16 protein-coding genes are annotated in these 16,411 nt (G+C 57.9%); 6 read left to right on the top strand and 10 right to left on the bottom strand.

Translation table 11 applies throughout. The features are described 5' to 3' along the window. Positions 1–14 precede the first annotated feature (14 nt). Together AAFN47_RS13600 and AAFN47_RS13595 are read left to right on the top strand one after the other, a co-directional pair. Entirely contained in the window at positions 15–1,877 is a 1,863-nt protein-coding gene (locus tag AAFN47_RS13600) for an alpha/beta fold hydrolase (protein WP_499809778.1), read from the top strand. Between the two features lie 111 nt (positions 1,878–1,988). After that, entirely contained in the window at positions 1,989–2,678 is a 690-nt protein-coding gene (locus AAFN47_RS13595) for a peptidoglycan recognition protein family protein (RefSeq protein WP_499809777.1), read from the top strand. A gap of 23 nt (positions 2,679–2,701) precedes the next feature. On the opposite strand, the gene AAFN47_RS13590 is transcribed toward AAFN47_RS13595, so the two are convergent. From AAFN47_RS13590 to AAFN47_RS13575, 4 genes are all read right to left on the bottom strand, one after another. After that, positions 2,702–3,511 (bottom strand): hypothetical protein, encoded by an 810-nt coding sequence (locus AAFN47_RS13590; protein WP_499809776.1) that lies wholly within the window; start codon positions 3,509–3,511, stop codon positions 2,702–2,704. Positions 3,512–3,641: 130 nt separating this feature from the next. Beyond that, positions 3,642–4,190 carry a sugar O-acetyltransferase gene (locus AAFN47_RS13585; RefSeq protein ID WP_499809775.1) on the bottom strand — a complete coding sequence of 183 codons (549 nt, stop codon included), beginning with the start codon at positions 4,188–4,190 and terminating at the stop codon, positions 3,642–3,644. 1 nt (position 4,191) lies between these two features. Beyond that, the gene (locus tag AAFN47_RS13580; protein WP_499809774.1) at positions 4,192–5,442 is read right to left on the bottom strand and encodes a cytochrome P450; all 1,251 of its coding nucleotides are present in this window, start codon (positions 5,440–5,442) and stop codon (positions 4,192–4,194) included. Between the two features lie 94 nt (positions 5,443–5,536). After that, positions 5,537–6,403 (bottom strand): DUF1194 domain-containing protein, encoded by an 867-nt coding sequence (locus tag AAFN47_RS13575; protein WP_499809773.1) that lies wholly within the window; start codon positions 6,401–6,403, stop codon positions 5,537–5,539. A gap of 280 nt (positions 6,404–6,683) precedes the next feature. On the opposite strand from AAFN47_RS13575, the gene AAFN47_RS13570 reads away from it, so the two are divergent. Then, entirely contained in the window at positions 6,684–7,865 is a 1,182-nt protein-coding gene (locus AAFN47_RS13570; RefSeq protein ID WP_499809772.1) for a bactofilin family protein, read from the top strand. A gap of 10 nt (positions 7,866–7,875) precedes the next feature. Here AAFN47_RS13570 and AAFN47_RS13565 read toward each other — a convergent pair whose 3' ends face one another. After that, positions 7,876–8,295 (bottom strand): PaaI family thioesterase, encoded by a 420-nt coding sequence (locus AAFN47_RS13565; RefSeq protein WP_499809771.1) that lies wholly within the window; start codon positions 8,293–8,295, stop codon positions 7,876–7,878. A gap of 102 nt (positions 8,296–8,397) precedes the next feature. Between AAFN47_RS13565 and AAFN47_RS13560 the strand changes: the two genes are divergently transcribed. Next, complete coding sequence (locus tag AAFN47_RS13560) at positions 8,398–8,814, top strand: ester cyclase (protein WP_499809770.1); 417 nt, start codon at positions 8,398–8,400, stop codon at positions 8,812–8,814. A gap of 27 nt (positions 8,815–8,841) precedes the next feature. Then, on the top strand, positions 8,842–9,396 hold the full coding sequence (locus AAFN47_RS13555) for a thioredoxin family protein (protein ID WP_499809769.1): 555 nt from the start codon (positions 8,842–8,844) through the stop codon (positions 9,394–9,396). Positions 9,397–9,402: 6 nt separating this feature from the next. Here AAFN47_RS13555 and AAFN47_RS13550 read toward each other — a convergent pair whose 3' ends face one another. The 5 genes from AAFN47_RS13550 to AAFN47_RS13530 all read right to left on the bottom strand — a co-directional run bounded on the left by AAFN47_RS13550 (position 9,403) and on the right by AAFN47_RS13530 (position 15,404). After that, positions 9,403–10,155 carry an SDR family NAD(P)-dependent oxidoreductase gene (locus tag AAFN47_RS13550; RefSeq protein ID WP_499809768.1) on the bottom strand — a complete coding sequence of 251 codons (753 nt, stop codon included), beginning with the start codon at positions 10,153–10,155 and terminating at the stop codon, positions 9,403–9,405. 125 nt (positions 10,156–10,280) lie between these two features. After that, a complete protein-coding gene (locus AAFN47_RS13545; RefSeq protein WP_499809845.1) occupies positions 10,281–11,405 on the bottom strand; it encodes a DUF1513 domain-containing protein in 1,125 nt (374 codons plus the stop codon). Beyond that, positions 11,395–12,492: an imelysin family protein gene (locus AAFN47_RS13540; RefSeq protein ID WP_499809767.1), complete on the bottom strand. Its 1,098-nt coding sequence runs from the start codon at positions 12,490–12,492 to the stop codon at positions 11,395–11,397. Before AAFN47_RS13540 ends, AAFN47_RS13545 begins: the two co-directional genes overlap by 11 nt. Then, on the bottom strand, positions 12,492–14,090 hold the full coding sequence (locus tag AAFN47_RS13535) for a di-heme oxidoreductase family protein (protein ID WP_499809844.1): 1,599 nt from the start codon (positions 14,088–14,090) through the stop codon (positions 12,492–12,494). The genes AAFN47_RS13540 and AAFN47_RS13535 overlap by 1 nt, the downstream gene beginning before the upstream one ends. A gap of 42 nt (positions 14,091–14,132) precedes the next feature. Next, positions 14,133–15,404, bottom strand: coding sequence for an imelysin family protein (locus tag AAFN47_RS13530; RefSeq protein WP_499809766.1), 1,272 nt, complete (start codon positions 15,402–15,404; stop codon positions 14,133–14,135). A gap of 288 nt (positions 15,405–15,692) precedes the next feature. On the opposite strand from AAFN47_RS13530, the gene AAFN47_RS13525 reads away from it, so the two are divergent. Then, complete coding sequence (locus AAFN47_RS13525) at positions 15,693–16,301, top strand: TetR/AcrR family transcriptional regulator (RefSeq protein ID WP_499809765.1); 609 nt, start codon at positions 15,693–15,695, stop codon at positions 16,299–16,301. Positions 16,302–16,411 lie beyond the last annotated feature (110 nt).

The raw sequence follows: 16,411 nt of genomic DNA, 5'->3' as shown, positions 1-16,411 counted from the left end.
AGCACAGACAAAAGATGAAATACGCGCCGCCCTTCCAGCGCACCAACGGGTTTCTGCCGGTTCTTGTCGCATTCATCGCTCTGGCGCTGATCCCGCTGTTCCTGACCGAGACCTACGCCAGGCACACGCTCATCCTGGTTTTCGTCTATGCCATTCTCGCTTCCAACTGGGACATTTCTCTGGGGCTGGGCGGCATTGTCAATTTCGCCCATCTGGCCTTCTTCGCGATCGGTCTCTACAGTTTCGGCATATTCGGCAAGGTGCTGGGCATCGACCCGTGGATCGCCTTGCTGCTTTCCCCCCTGCTGGCGGTCGCCTTCGCGGCGCTGCTCGCCATTCCCATTCTGCGGCTCGAGGGCATCTACGTTATCCTGGTGACGATCGCCGCCGCGCAATTGCTCCTGCAGATCGTCGTCAGCCAGTCCGATTATACGGGCGGAACCAGCGGTATGGTGCTCCTGCCGCGGTTGGAAATATTCGGCTACAAGCTCAGCAAGGACAACCGCATCGGCTATTACTATCTTGCTCTGTTACTGCTGACATTCTCCACTTTCTTTCTCTACAAGCTGCAGCGTTCGTCGCTTGGGCGCGCCATCAAGGCGCTGCGCGACAACAAGTATTACGCCATTGCCCGCGGCGTGTCGGAAGGCAGGCTGCGGCTCTACACTTTGTGCGCATCGGCCCTGTTCCCGGGGCTTGCCGGCGGTTTCTACGGGGCTTACTTGCGAGTCGCCTCGCCCGATGTCTTCGGTCTTGGCTTCCTGACGATCACGCTCTCGATCCTGCTGCTCGGCGGCCTCTCCACCATCTGGGGATCGCTGATCGCGGCCTTCGTCATCACTATTCTTGCGCAGTTCCTCGGCGACTACGGCGCCTGGCGCAGCATCATCATTGCGCTCGTGATCATCGCTGTGGTCGTCGTCTATCCGGGAGGGCTGTTCGCCGCCGTTCAGGAAGGCTGGGGCGCGTTCAACCGATTCAGGACGAATGCGAGGGCCAGCTGGCGGCGGTCGCGTGGCGCAGATATGCGCAAGGCCATGATGGGTGCGCCCGACAGGCTCGTCGAGACGCGTCACGGCAAGATCTCGGTCTGCGAGTCGGGACAGGGAGACGAGACGATCCTCTTCATTCACGGCAATTCCTCGTGCAAGGAGGTCTTCCGGCATCAGTTCGCAGAATTCGGCAAGGACCATCGGGTCGTCGCCTTCGACCTACCGGGCCATGGCGTGTCGCCCAACGCCGATCCGGAAGAAGATTACAGCATTGAAGCCTATTCCGAGATCGCCCGCGACATCGTCGAAAAGCTCGGTCTTGGAAAACCCGTTGTTTTCGGCTGGTCGCTCGGCGGCTATGTGGCGCTGGAATATGCGGCCCGCGGCTACCCGCTAACCGCGGTTGCGATTTGCGGCACCTCGCCCGTGGGCAAGTTTCCGGAAGACATGCCGCGCGGCTACATCGCGACGCCCCACATGGAGCTCGCCGGAAAGCGGTTCCACTCGCCGCATGAGAAAGCCAATTATGCGGTCCATACGATCGGAATGGAAAAAGGCGCCGAACCGCTCGTGTGGCAGGCGGTGTGGCGGACTGACGGCCTCGCCCGCGAGCAGGCGTTCGCCAAGCTCAAGACATGCAACTGGCCGCGCCAGGTGCGGATGCTGAAGAAGGGGAAGATACCCTTCGCGATGATCAACGGACCGAAGGATCCCTTTATCAATCACGAATACTGCCGAACCTTTGGATACGGCCATATCTGGGGCGGCGAGCCGCAGAATGTCGCGGAGGCGGGGCACGCGCCCTTTCTCGAAGATCATGAAACCTTCGACAGGATGTTGCGGGAATTTCTGACCTGGGCAAAAGGCGCGGCGACAGTCGACTAGCCACCGCTCTTCCGCCGGTTTGCTTTGGTTATTGTGGCCATACGCACATACTGCTGCGTGATCGCTACTTATAGTTTATCCTGTCGGACATATACTGTGCGGGAGGATATCATGAACAGACAGGAACTCGGCCAGTCGCTGAACCTCAAGATCGAGATGATTCCGGAGGGCGCTTCAAACCGCAGCGGCCGAACGATCACGCCGCAATACATCACCATTCATAACACGTCCAATGACAGGGCGGGAGCGGACGCCAACGCCCATTCGCGCTTCGTCCGGGAAAAGGGATGCTATCAGCTCCCCTCCGGAAAACAGAACTTCGTTTCCTGGCATTTCACCGTCGACGACAAATGCGTCATCAAGCACCTGCCGGTGAACGAGCGTGCGATCCATGCGGGTTCCGGCAACGCTGTCAGCATCGGTATTGAAATCTGCATGCACAAGGGCATCGATCAGGCGGCCGCCAACGCACGCGCCGAACGTCTGGTCGCGGCTTTGATGCATGATCTCAATATTGCTCCAGCGAACGTCAGGCCGCACAAGGCCTGGACCGGCAAGGCTTGTCCGGTTCTGCTGCTGTCCACGTTTGATGGTTTCGTTGGAAACAGCGACAGGATTTGTCGCGAGGTGCGGGCCTACGTCGTTCCCGAAGGCCTGCTGAGCGTGAGGGAGTTCGAGGCGCCGCAACCCCCAGCCGAGGACTTCGTGCTCGAAAGTCTCGGCGTCGGTCCGGAAGAGGAGATCAGTCATGACGAGGAACACGAGCTGATCGCCGAGGCGGTCAATGCGTTTGTTCAGTAGATCATGTGGGTCTGGTCTGCCGATCAGATGATCGGGATGGTCGCGACGAAATCCTTGCTCTTTTCGCCGAGCCGCTGTCTCACGATGTCTCTCAGATCAGTGTAGAATGTCGTGTCAAGCACGAGCCTTTGGGCGGCGGTCCACATTTCGATCTCCTGGCTCCCCCATCCGAAGAAGAGGACGTTTCTGCGATTGTCGTTTGAGCGGTAGTAGAACGCCCCCATGGCCATGCCGATTGCGCCGTTATCGGCCGCCTCGGCCGCTCCGATCTGGAAATTGCCGCCGGTTTCCACCGACACGTTGAAATCGAAGAGTTTGATCTGCCGTGAATCGTCGGCCATTTTGCCGAGAGAATCGATCGCCGCCTCCAGGATGGCGAGTTGGTTGCCGGTGGCCACCGCGGTGATCACGCCGATCGCTTCCTGGCTCATGAGCATCGCGCCCTCGGCGCGTCGGCTTTGCTGGAAGGCGAAGCCCTCGATCACCCAGCCCATTTTCGTCAGCACCTCGACATAGGCGTCGTACCACTCGCGAATCTGGGATCCTCGATTGAACTCCGCATCGGCGGCGCGGGCGGCGAACTGGGTTGAATCGAGCACGTCGCCTTTCTGCTCGGCGCTTACGCCTTCGACAAATGCGATCAGATTGGACGCGTTGATGGCGGCCTTGTGTTCCTCCTGTATGTCTCGGAGATCACTCCAGGGATCGCTCGTCGCCGTCGCATTTTCGGGCATGATTTCCGAACCCGGCATGCCGGGCATCAGCGGCGCCGGCTCGGCGAGCGTGAGCGCCTCGATAGCTTCGATGGATGATTTAAGGTCCGTTTTCGCCATTGTTACCTCCCTTGGTCGCCATGGAGAGGAAGTATAGCAATCACTAATTGCAGCGTCACGAAAGAAACTGGAGCGCCTTCTAGGAAGAATTACATCAATGAAAGCAGAGATGCCGTTGTTCTTCGAATTGTCAGCGCGGCCGCGCCGGATTTCCTAACACCGTTGTGTCGGCCGCGACGTCCCGGGTGACGACCGCGCCCGCCGCAACAATCGCGCCGTCGCCGATTGTGACGCCCGGCATGATGATCGCGCTGCCGCCGATCCATACTTCGCGGCCGATCGTTACGGGCTTCGCGATCTCTATCCCTTCGGTGCGAAGTTTTCTGTCCTTGTGGTGCTGCGCGCAGTAGATCTGCACATTGGGGCCCAGCATTGTCTGATCGCCGATGATGACGGGCGCGGTATCGAGCATGACGCAGCCGGCGTTCAGATAGACGCCTCGGCCAAGGGTAATGTTGAACCCGTAGGCGCAGTGGAACGGCGCTTCGAGATAGGCGTCCTCGGTGATGCTCTGGAGCAACTGGACGAGGTAGGGACCCGCGCTGCTGCGCTCGTCCGGGGGCATTGTGTTGTGCTGATGAACTGCCCGGCGCGCCCGTTTGCGCAGTTCGTCCAGTTCTGCGTCAAGGCAGTTGTACCATTCGCCCGCCGCCATTTTCTCTCGTTCGGATCGTGCCATCTCAAGCCTCCCTCAGGCGTAGATGGAGGGATTGCGGACCGCGGGCCTGAAGGCCGGGTTTATAGTTCGGTTTCTCCAGGAGTTCGATCGAACTGAAACGATTGAGCAGCGACGTGAAAATCACTTCCATGTCGAGTCTCGAAAGATGATTGCCGAGACAGAAATGCGGACCGGCGCCAAAGGCGATGTGGCGGTTGGGCGTGCGGGTAATGTCGAAGCTGTCAGGGTTCGGGAAGACTGCCGGATCGCGGTTGGCGGAAGCATAGAGCAGTCCGAATTTCGTGCCTTTCGGGTAACGCCGTCCTTTCAGTTCGATCTCCTCACAATTATGGCGGTGGAAGAAGGGCAGGGGTGATTCGTAGCGAAACATTTCCTGCACGGCCGTTCCGATCAGCGTGGGATCGTCCCGCAATTTCTGCATCTGGTCGGGAAATTCGAGCAGCGCATGCATGCCGCTCCCGAGAACGTCGATCGTCGATCCGTGTCCTGCTTTCAGGATCAGCATGACCGTCGCGATAAATTCGTCTTCCAGGAAACCGCCATTACGCTCCACTTCGAGAAGCTGCGATATCAGGTCGTCTTTCGGATTCTTTTCGCGCTCGGCTTTCAGTGCGATCATGTATTCGGCGAATTCACGCGTCGCGTTTTCCGCGATGCGCTTTTTCTCCTCCGTTCTGTCGATGTCGAAATACCGGACGATCTCCTCCGACCATTCGCGCAATTTCGGACAGTCCTCATCCGGCACGCCAAGCATGCGCCCGATAATGTGTCCCGGAACATGGGAGGCCAGTTCGGAGACGAAATCGATCTCGTCACGACCCGAAAGACTGTCCAGCAATCCGTCGACATAGTCCTGGATCAGCGCCTGCCAGTGATTGACCGCAGAGGATGTGAAATAGCCGAAGATCTGCCTGCGTAGACGATCATGGACCGGCCCGTCGCTTTCCAGAAGGTTCACCTGAACGTAGCGTTCATGGTACGGCATGTCGTGCCAGTTGTTTCGGCGCTGCAACGCTTCAAGTGCTTCCCGGGTGGCTATCCCGTCCAGAGAACGGACCATGCGCTTGTCAAGCGCGAGTGCGCGCACATCCTCGAACCGCGATGCGATCCAGACGTCGAAGTCCTTGAAGTAGTATAAATCGTCTTCTTCCCGCAAGTTTGCATAGGCCGCGTAGGGATCCGCTGTGAATTCTTTGGAGAGTGGCTCGAATCTCCAGTGGCCGTGCGACGTCAGTTCGGAAGCAATACTCATTATGCGTCTCGTTCGAATTGCGGGAGCCCGATCATAGAACAGGAAACGCGTTGCGAAAATGCACAGTGAGAAAATCGTTGCTTGAAGGAGATTGTTATGGCTCGGACCAGATGTCCCGCATCCGGTTCCAGATTTTCTCTCCGACCAGACAGTCATAGGCTTCGCTCGCCTGGATGCGTACGATCAGGTCCCGGGCTATGGGAGGGGTAGCGTCAGCCAGTTCCAGAACAAGTTTCTGGCGAACGGCGGTTGGAAACTGTGACCATTCCTTGACCGGCAGAACGAACGATCTTGGCCCACCGATGACGCAATGTCGATAATACTGATCGAGATCTTCAAGCATCCATTGCGTGCCCATGCCTTCTTTTGTCATCAGCGGCAAACCATTGATGACGATGCCGCGGGCAAGCGCTTCGTCGCGGGCGGGCACGACCGGCCGGCCATGATTATTGGGCCCGTCGCCGGAAATGTCGATGACCTGACGATTGGCGATGAAGCCATTGTCTTCAAAAAGACCTGACGTAAAGTCGATTGCGCCCGAGATCGACGTACGCCGCAAGGAATTCTCGAAACGGGCGGTGAGTTGTTCGGCGAAGACGCGGGCCTCGTCCACATTGCTGATGATCATCCATTCAACCACTACGTTCTGGGACCAGGAGCCGGCCCATTCGACATAGGTGATTGCGATGCGGCCGATCAGACCATTGCGAATGGCGCCGATAACCTCGTCGCTGACGATGGCTTCGGCGTATCCGCGTCTCTGGATTTCCAACTCGTTGGGGGTCATGGACCGGGAGACGTCGACGGCAAGGATAAGTTCGACGTCAACCTCGGTGTCGTCCGCGACGGCAATGCCGGCGTGGAACACCGACGCCAGGATGAGAAGAAACAGGCAAACGAAATGTCTGGTGCTACAACCCGCTACCCGTTTCGGTGATTTACCGAAATCAGACATGGCCATTGGACAATGATATCACGAATCTGGATTTGTCGCGCGCCCTTTTGCATCGCAGCATTGGTTTTCCTCAATGACATTTTCGGCGCCGGAACGTGAAAAGATCGATGCAGCGGCGCTTCAACGGCTGGAATTCACGCGCGGCAGATGTAAAAATGAGATTCACAGCTCTTGCAGCAGAACGAATTTTTGAGGTTAGCCGGCCTGATCTGCTCGTCTGGGCTAATATGGGAGCGGTTTTGGACGAACGGACCGGCCCGTCGATTTTAGCTTTGAGGGGATTGCCATGGTTACGGAGAAATCCATCCGCCTGTCGCATCGCGCAATATCTGCGGCGCTTGTGCTTTTACTTGCTCTATTCAGCCTGTTCGCCACGGTGGCGGTCGGGCAGCATTTGCGCGACAGCAGAAATGTTGTCCTTGAAGGGGATCTGACCGGCGTCCAGTTCACCGGCGGCGAGACCGTGCTCGTCAAGGCCAATATCGCCGACGATCTGTTTGCAGCCGGACGTTTTGTAACGCTTGACGGCGCGACTGCTGGAAACACCTATATCGCCGCATATGAAGTCGATCAGCGCAGTGGTACAGTCGGCGATCTGGTGGCCTTTGCGCACACCGTCATCCTTTCCGGCAGCGTGGAAGATGATCTCTTGTCGGCCGCCAGGGTGATCACGATAGCGTCAGCCGCCACGATCGGGGGCGACGCGCGACTGGCTGCCGAAAGCATGGATATCGATGGGAAGATCAGCGGCAATCTTCGGGTTGCGGCGAAGAGCGTAACCATATCGGGCGAGATTACCGGTACGGTGGACCTTCTTGCACAAAAGATCGTCATCGGACCGAGCGCAGTCATCAACGGCGATGTCACCTATCGGTCGGAAGCCGCGCCCGAAATCGCCGAAGGCGCAAAGATCGCCGGCAGTGTAACAAAGGTCGAAAGCAATCTCCCGGAGATTCACTCGATCATCGACGCAATAATCGGTATTATGATTGGTTTGCTGATCGGCTGGGTTGTTGCGTTTCTCGTTCTGACCGCGATCCTCGCCTGGGCCTTTGTCGGATATTTCTCCATTGCGGCGAACCGGCTCGTCGACCGGCCTTGGGCGAGTCTCGGCATCGGGATCGCGATCCTGGTAGTCGGCGCCGTGCTGAGTTTGCTGCTATTCATTTCTATTGTAGGAATTCCGCTGGGCGTCGCCCTGTTTGTTGCGATCGGGATCGTCAAACTGTTTGGATCGGTGATCGTGAGCGCTTGTGTCGGTCTGTATCTGAGAGGGCTGGTGCGGCGCAGTGCGCCGCCGCCATCGAACGCCGGAAGGACAGGTTGGACCGTCATCGGCGCCGTCATTCTGGGTCTCGTGATGCTCATTCCCTTCGTCGGCGTCGTGATCACCGGACTGGCGGTCGTTGCGGGAGCCGGCGCGGCTTCCGTGGAGGCCTGGCGCAGGCTCCGATTGACGACCGTGTGACGGAATTTCGTTACTTTTTGTCAAGCGGCGGCAGCATATAGCTTCCCGACACCGAGGCGGCGGGAGCGCCGCCCTGCTCGTAGAGAATTGCGCGCAGGAAGGCCATCTGCCGGCCTAGCCGCAGGATTTCGACGTCGCAATTGACGCCGACATTGCGTATCGGCTTCATGAAAGACGTCGTCTGGTCTACTGTCGTCACCGGCCGAAAACCGTCGAATTTCGCGCACAGAGCAAGTACCATCGCCGTATCGGCGAAGGCTGACAGGGCTTGCCCGCAAACGATACCGCCTATCCGTACGAGGCGGTCGTTTTCCGGGATCGTGAAACATGCGAGGTTGTCGTCAATCGACCTGACCTCAATCGAGAGATCCTGCACCCAGGGCGCGAACACCTGTGGAATGATTTTGGCGACGTCCTGTTTGTCCAGCATCCGGACCCTCCCGATCCAATTTCCCTAGGTCTCAGGGTTAACATGGCCGGGGCCGAGTGCAATAGTGGACGTTGCATCCAACTGCAACCAATGGGGAGTGTTATGGCGGAAGATCGAAAGGCGTTGTCGCGCGATCTGCTGAATTTGTGGAGTTCGGAAAGCGACGTCACCGCGGATGGAATTTTCGGCGAGGGGTATTTAAACCACCAGGAACCGGACGCCGCGGGCGACATATCGGACAATTCGCTTGAGGACTACCTGGAGATCGTCGACGGGTATCACAAGGGATTCTCGCAGTCGGAAGTCCGCTTCCACATGCAGATCGAGGAAGGGGATCTGGTTGCGACCCGCTGGACCATCAAGGGCGTCAACGACGGTGAATATCTCGGTCACGCGCCAACGGGAAAGACCGTGGAGTGGACCGGTATCCAGATTGACCGGTTTAGAGATGGAAAGATCGTTGAAAGCTGGGTCGATTGGGATAAGTACCGCTTCATGACCACTCTGGGGTTCATCTGAGGTTTCGCCACAAAACAAGAGGAAAACATGGCTTCAATACCACCTGTATGCAATTTTGGATGGAAAGCGATAGATGCGGAACTGCCCGGAACCGATGGCAGGACCCATCGTATATTCGATCACAAGGGTTCGAGTGGTCTCCTCGTCGTTTTCATATGCAATCACTGTCCTTACGTGAAAGCCATCGCTGACAAGCTCGTTCGCGACGCAAATGAACTGCAGGCGTTAGGAATTGGCGTAGTGGCGATCAATTCCAACGATTCCGATTCGCATCCGGAAGATTCGTTCGACAACATGATCAAATTCGCCGAAGCGAATGGCTTCACATTCCCTTATCTGCATGACGAGGATCAGTCGGTCGCGAAAGCCTATGATGCAGTTTGCACGCCCGATTTCTACGGTTTCAACAGCGATCTGGAACTGCAATATCGCGGTCGCCTGGATGCCTCGCGGGCGCAGGCCGGGGTAAACGACGCGCCGCGCGATCTTTACAACGCAATGAAGCAGGTCGCTGAAACCGGAAAAGGACCACTGGATCAGACTGCGTCCATGGGGTGTTCGATCAAGTGGAAGGCGACCTGAGGGTCGTCAAGAGCGCAGCGCCGGCAGACCGATGCCGGTTGACTGAAATCCACCGTCGACGCAAAGCAATTGTCCGGAGATGTAGCTCGCCTTGTCGGATGACAAAAAGACGATCGCCTCTGCTATCTCCTGCTCGCTGCCATAACGGTTAAGCGGGATCGCGTCGTGATAGGCCGCTCGAATTTCCGGCGTGTGGACGGCAAGCGCCAGCTTTGTATTCACAGGACCGGGCGCGACACAATTGGCGCGAACGCCGAATTCGCCCAGTTCGGCGGCCTGTTGCTGGGTCAGGTGAATGACGGCGGCCTTGCTCGTTCCATACGCGATGCGCAGCGTGCTTGCACGCAACCCCGAAATCGAGGCGATATTGACGATGGCTCCCCTGGTTTCCTTTAGCGCCGGGATGAGTCTCCGGGAGCACAGGAAAACGCCATCCAGATTGGTCGCCATGACAGTGCGCCAGCGTTCGAAATCGGTCTGCTCCATCGGGCCGAAATCGGCGACGCCGGCATTATTGATCAGCGTGTCGACCCGACCGAACGTGGTTTCCACCTGTTTCGCCATGTCGTCGACCTGATCCGGCGACGACACGTTGCAGATGACGGGCAAGACGTCGGCAAGGTCTGAAGCAGCCGCTTGCAGCGCGTCGGCGTCCCTGTCGATCATGGCGACGCGTCGGCCTTCTTCGAGAAACAGTTTCGTGGTCGCAAGGCCTATGCCGCGCGCTGCGCCCGTAACAATTGCTGTTTTTCCATTCATTCCTCCACCCCGCGCATGATCGCTTCCTCACTTCGCTTTATCTGTCCGGCCTGAAAACGCCAAATGCAATCGAGGCTTGTCCAGAGGACTTGGATAGCATCCCCAGGGAGCGAGGCGAGTCGTTATCAGATATTTCTCAGATGATTGTCCGGCAGAAAGTCGAGGCTTGTCAGGCTTTCGGTCGATGGCTCGAAGGAGCCGATGCCGTTTTCCGATGCAACGTAGAAGCCTTCCTCAACAGAGCTGAGACCGCACGCATCACGACGGTTCAGAACCTCGAGCGCATTGCCCGAGCGGGCGTCGAAGATGACGGCGCAACCACCCTTGGGCGACGTCGCCGCGAATGTCGCGTCATCGGCGCCGACCCTGACCGAGCCGATATAATTGCGGAAGCCGCCGATCAGTTCTCTCGGCATGTCGAACAGCCGGATATTCTCGCCCAGCGCCCCTGTGCCAAGGAGCGGCGGAAGATCCGCTTTGTTGCCCTCATATTGGCCGCCGAAGAATATGCGGCCATTTGCGTCAGCGTCCATGTGACGGATCGAGAGTTGATGCAATTCCGGCGATAATGCGTGTTTTTCCAGCAGAATGCCGGCCTCCAGGTCAATAAAGGCAAGGGACGGCGCCATGGTTGCTAGATTGAGTTTTTCCCTGCCAAAATCCGGATGGGTTTCTATCCCGCCATTGGCGACCGCGAGTGTGCGACCGTCTGGCATCAGCAGAATTTCGTGCGGCCCCAGACCGTGGCTCGACAATTCGCCGATCCGCCTGAAGCGATCCGTGGCGTCATAGACGCCAATCACGCCTTTCACGCCGTCGTAGTCGTTTTCGCTGGCGTAGAGCAGTTTGCCGTCCTTCGTGAATGCACCGTGACCATAAAAATGCCGGCCCTCCGGCGCGGTGAAGAAACCCGGTTCTCGCCGGCCCTGGATGTCGAAAGCGACAGCAAAATTTCCTGGTCGGCGCGCAAACGCGACGGCTCGGTCTCGTGGGCGATCCAGCGTGATGTCGTGACCACGATCCGGCAGGGGAACGCTGAAAGTTTCCCGGCCATTCTCATCGAACAGAACGGCGACGAAGCTGCCGTCAGGGCGTTTTCCCGCGCTGGCGAAGAGAATGCTTTCGGTTTCCCCGCCCCGCGCGAAACCAGGTTCGGCCGCCAGGAAAAGACCGGCGCAGATGCCGGTAAGGAATGTCCGCCGGTTCGTCTGGAGCGCGCTTTGCGACAGAGCTGAAATGTCAATCTCCATCAAGTGAACTGAACCCGGGTTGAAACCCCAGATATGCGCCCATCTGGTCACCGATCATGTCTCTGAGGCTGTCGAGCGCAATGGTTGCGTAGATCAGCTTGCCGCGTGCTTCCGGATTAGTGAAAGCCTCTTCGACAGGAAGGTCAACGGCGCCGATCGTTCGTGTCACGTTGGCAAACTCGAAAGGCAGCGCATTGACCAGGTACCGGCCTTCTTCGGGCAGCCCTTCTGCGAAACCGGATGTGTCCAGGAGTATCTGAAGCGAGTCGACATTGGCGAGAAGCGCAGGAAAGGTCTGTCCGCTTCGCCACAGTGCGCTGCGTTTGGGTATCGCACGTGAAGGATCCTCGCCAAGCGCGGATTTGAGCTTGAGATCGCTTGCAATGTCCAGGCCTTCGAGGATTGCGTCGCGAATTTCCGAAGCGGCTTCGAGCGCTGTCCGATACACCGGATTGTCGTCAGCGGGATTTCTTAAAAGAGCGGAGTAGCCATCCGGATTCATCCAGTCGTCGCGCAATTCAGCGCTGATGGTCGCCATGTTCGTAGCAACGGCATATGCGAAGCCGCAGCGGAAGCGCCCTGACAGAGTACTGTCCGCCAGTTCGTCGGAATCAGTTCCATAAAGGAGATAATCCAGCGCGCCGAGCCCTTGTACGGCGACGCTTTTTTCCGCCAGCGCTTGCGCGGACGTGACGTCGTCTTCCTGCTCCCTCAACGCTTGCGTGATGCGCTTGAGACCAAGCCCTCTGCGATCCGGCCAGAAATACAGCCGCTCCAAACGGTTGTCCTCGATCAGAGGGCCAAAGCGCAGGAATTCTACAGCCGACCAGGCCTCGACGACGTTGCCGAACTGCGCGTGAACCGCTGCAAGTCCGCTTTCCGACGGCTGCTCGCAATACTCTGAAAGTGTGTCCTTGAGATCCTGCGTGGTTGCAGCAAGCCGGGCAAAGGACGGCCTTATGTAGTCGTCGATCGCTCTGTCGACGATGCCGGACATGAAACCTTCCGAATCCGGCTCAAGCGTTTCAGCGAGTGACGATGTCGTCAGGAATGCCAAAAGACAGGCGATCGCAAAGGACTTTATCATCAGAGGCTCTCCAGAAACCTGATCAGCGCCTGGCGCTGTTCACGTGTCATCGCAGCAAAATTGTCTCGCGCCGTTTCGGCTTCTCCACCATGCCACAGGATCGCCTCTTCCAGATTACGGGCGCGGCCATCGTGGAGAAAATAGGTGTGGCCGTTGACCGTTTCGGTGAGACCGATGCCCCAGAGCGGCGGCGTACGCCACTCGCGGCCATCGGCCTCGCCAACCTGTTGGCCGTCAGCCATGTCCTCTCCGAGGTCGTGCAACAGAAAGTCGGAGTATGGCCAGATCAGTTGAAACCGGTGTTCCTTTTGGGACGCGTCCCTGGCGGTGACGAATTTCGGGGTGTGGCAGCTTGTGCAGCCTGCCGCATAGAAAAGTTCCTTACCCTCCAGAACCTGAGGATCATCGACATCGCGGCGCTGAGGAACGGCCACATTGGAGGAGTAGAAAGTCACAAGATCGAGAACCGGATCAGGCGCTTCCGTTTCTCCCAGTCTGGCCTGGACGCCGTCAGGCAATGCGCGGCAGGCGGTCTGGTTTTGCGTACAGTCGCCATAAGGATCTACCGAATCCGGCGACGATATTCCGATGTCGCCGGAAAAAGCGTCCGCCGACTGCTGGCGGATGGTCGCGTTCTGAGCCTTCCATCCGAATCGCCCAAGCGCAGGTTCTCCGGACTCCGGATGGCGCACGATCTGCACACGGCCCGAGACGCCGTCTGCATTTACGTCGTCGGGGTCGGCTTTGGCGATAATGTCCGCCTGGGGAATGGCTTCCACGAGCCCGAGCCCGATCATGGGCGGCGCGATGCGCGGCGAGATCGTTGTTTCGGGATGCATGTCACCGTAGGCCAGATCTTTGATCTCAAAGGTCGGATAACGCAAGGAAACGGTCTCTCCGTCTGGGTAGGCGAACGGCCTTTCCGTATAGGCGACGCTGATCTGCCCTTCCGCGGCCAAACCTGTCACCGCCTTGTCCTGCAATTGTCCGCCGTAAACAGGGTCGGCGAAATTCAGAAGCGCGTAATCTGCGATCAGTCTCCGTTCCGCTTCCGTGTTTGCTGGTCTGGCCAGCCGTATGAGCATTGATGTGGCGTCGCCGTCGGCAAGTGGCGGGTGACCGCGTCCGTCCTTCAGGTGACAACTCTGGCAAGCGCGGGAATTGAACAGGGGCCCCAGACCGTCGGAGGCCTGAGTGGACGACGGGGATGCGACCCACAATTTGCGAAAGAGCGCATTGCCGAGTTTGAATTCCTGCTCCTGTTCAAAGGTCAGGTTGGCGAGGAATTGCGAGAAGGAATCGCGATTGACGAGTTTCTTCGAGGTTCCGGCGCCCCCCTGCATGGTCTCAAAGGCTTCTGCGCTGGAGAAATCAGTCGTCGGTTGCGTTACCTTCCGGACCCGTTCCAGATCCCTTGCGGAGAGATCCTGCCTGGCGCCTGATTCCAAAAGTCCTGCGTGGTTCTCGGCATCGACAAGCGACGCCGTTGCAAGAAGCAACGTGAACGCTGACAGAGCTGCAAGTGCGTGCCGTCTCACGAGTTTCCACCATTTCGAGCGCGCGTCCGGAGGGCTGTTTCCCCGGACAACGCGCCTGATGTATTGGAGCAGACCTTTCGATTCAATGCGTCGGAACGCCGCCTAATGGAAGACAGCGTTCGGATTGTCCAAGCTGTCCGAGCCCTCGATTTCGAGGCTTTCGAGTTCGAGCGTCGCTACCGCGCGTTCGATCGAGCGGGTCTGATCGATGAGCCCGTCGATTGCAGCCTGCACCACAGCGTTGCCTTCCGTATTGCCTTCGCCGATCATCTGATCGTAGGCTTCGACGGATTTCGCCCTCTCGGCCATCGCCTGCATTTTCTCGATCGTCACGTCCAGTTTCGCCTTGAGTTCCGCGTCGACGCCGGCGTCCTTTTCAGCCACCAGATCGGAAACGGACGGTCCTGTGACAGTGCTGCCATCAGGCCGCGTGTATTCACCGAGATAGACGTTGCGAATTCCGATCGCATCGTAGAGATGCGAATTGTGGGTGTTGTCGGAAAAACAGTCATGCTCTTCTTCCGGGTCCGCGAGCAAAAGGCCAAGCTTCATGCGTTCGCCGGCCAGTTCGCCATAAGACAACGAGCCCATGCCGGTCAGGATTACGGACAATCCTGTTCGGGGATCCTCCATCAACTCCTTGCGCGCTGCTCCGTCTGCGCCCCAGTTGGCGACCATTTCTTCAAGATCGATGACGAGCAGGTCAGTGGCCGCCTCAAGATAGGCGCGTCGGCGTTCGCAGTGACCGCCGGTGCAATTCTCAAGATCAAAATCGGTGTAGGGACGATTTCCTGCGCCCGGTCCGGTTCCGTTGAGATCCTGCCCCCAAAGCAGGAACTCTATGGCGTGGTAGCCGCCCGCCACATTGGCCTCTATATCACCTGCTTCATGCAGGGTTCCGCCTATGAATTCCGGGGTGATTTCAGTTGCGTCGACCTCTTCGCCGTTGATCATCAATTCGGAACTGGCGATGACATTCGCCGTGTAGAGGCTGTTTTCGTCGCTCTCGCTGCCATAGGAGGCATCGACATAGTCGATCAGCCCTTCATCCAGCGGCCATGCGTTGACCCGGCCTTCCCAGTCGTCAACAATCGCATTGCCGAACCGGTAGGCTTCAGTCTGCTGATAGGGAACGCGCGCTGCAAGCCACGCGTCTTTCGCCGTATCAAGCGTTTCCTGCGAAGGATTCGCCAGGAACGCGTCAACCGCTGCTTCAAGCGTTTTCGCGGTGGTTAGCGAATCGGAAAATATCGCTTCGGCCAGGTTCGCATAGTGGCCGACCACCTCTTGCGCTGAAGGCGCGGCTAACGCATGTCCGGCAACAACAAGCGAAGTCGCCGCAATCGCTGTGCGAATGGTTCTGGTTTTGATCATCTGGATTCCTCCGATATACAAGTGTCGAATTCTGCCCACGGGTTGCACGATTTCGCTGCCGGCACAGGCTAGGAGCTTGGCGTATTAAACATGAGTTTTGTTATCATTATTACAGGATATGTAAATCTGCCTGCAGGGAATATTCTGTCGCAGTGCTACTATACGAAACGCTGTTCGGATGTCGTTGGTTGACCGTTCGTTCGGTTTATTTTACTTCTAGCCGTCCTAAAGGCTGCGCAGGTCCGTGACGTGTTCGCGAACCCCGCCGCAGGCAGCGAAGGGCTTGCCATGGCTCGTACTCGGGCACAGGACTATGATGAAAAACGGCTGGCGATTCTGCAACAATCTGCCGAGCTGTTTTCCAGACACGGTTATTCCGGCACCTCGATCACGATGATTGCGGATGGGTGCGGCGTCTCGAAGGCGCTGATCTACCATTATTATCCGGACAAGGAAGCTGTGCTGTTCGACATGCTCGACGAACATCTGCAGAGCCTGGTCGAAGTTGTCCAGAAAGCATCCGACGCCGCTTCCAATCCCCGCGAGCGGGTCTACGCAATAGCCGCAGCCTTGCTGGACGCCTACCAGGACGCGGACGCGCATCACCAGGTGCAGATATCGAGCCTGAAGCTGTTGCCGGATGACAAGCAGGAGTTGTTGAAGAATTGCGAGCGCGCGCTTGTCAAGCTGATGTCGGAGGCGCTTGTAGAAGCTCTTCCGCAGCTTGCCGACGGACCCTTTCTCAAGCCTCTCACCATGTCGGCTTTCGGCATGCTGAACTGGAACTATATGTGGTTCCGCGAGGGCCGGGGCATGACTCGCGCCCGGTATGCAAGGTTCGTTGCTGATCTGCTTTTGTCTGGCGCGCCCGAGGCAATCAAGTCTGACAGTTTCTGAAAAGCAGAGCGTCAACAAGCGCATTTATTAAGCTGTTGATCCCTCCCGCACGGCTTCCCGCAGCCGCGTCCATCCGCTTGTTCCACTATCGGTCGAGTGTATGCTATCGG

Source organism: Hoeflea sp. CAU 1731 (assembly GCF_039888615.1).
In the GTDB taxonomy this organism is placed as follows: domain Bacteria; phylum Pseudomonadota; class Alphaproteobacteria; order Rhizobiales; family Rhizobiaceae; genus Flavimaribacter.
The sequence above is the reverse complement of the archived record's forward strand: the minus strand, read 5'-3'. Positions and strand labels throughout refer to the sequence as shown.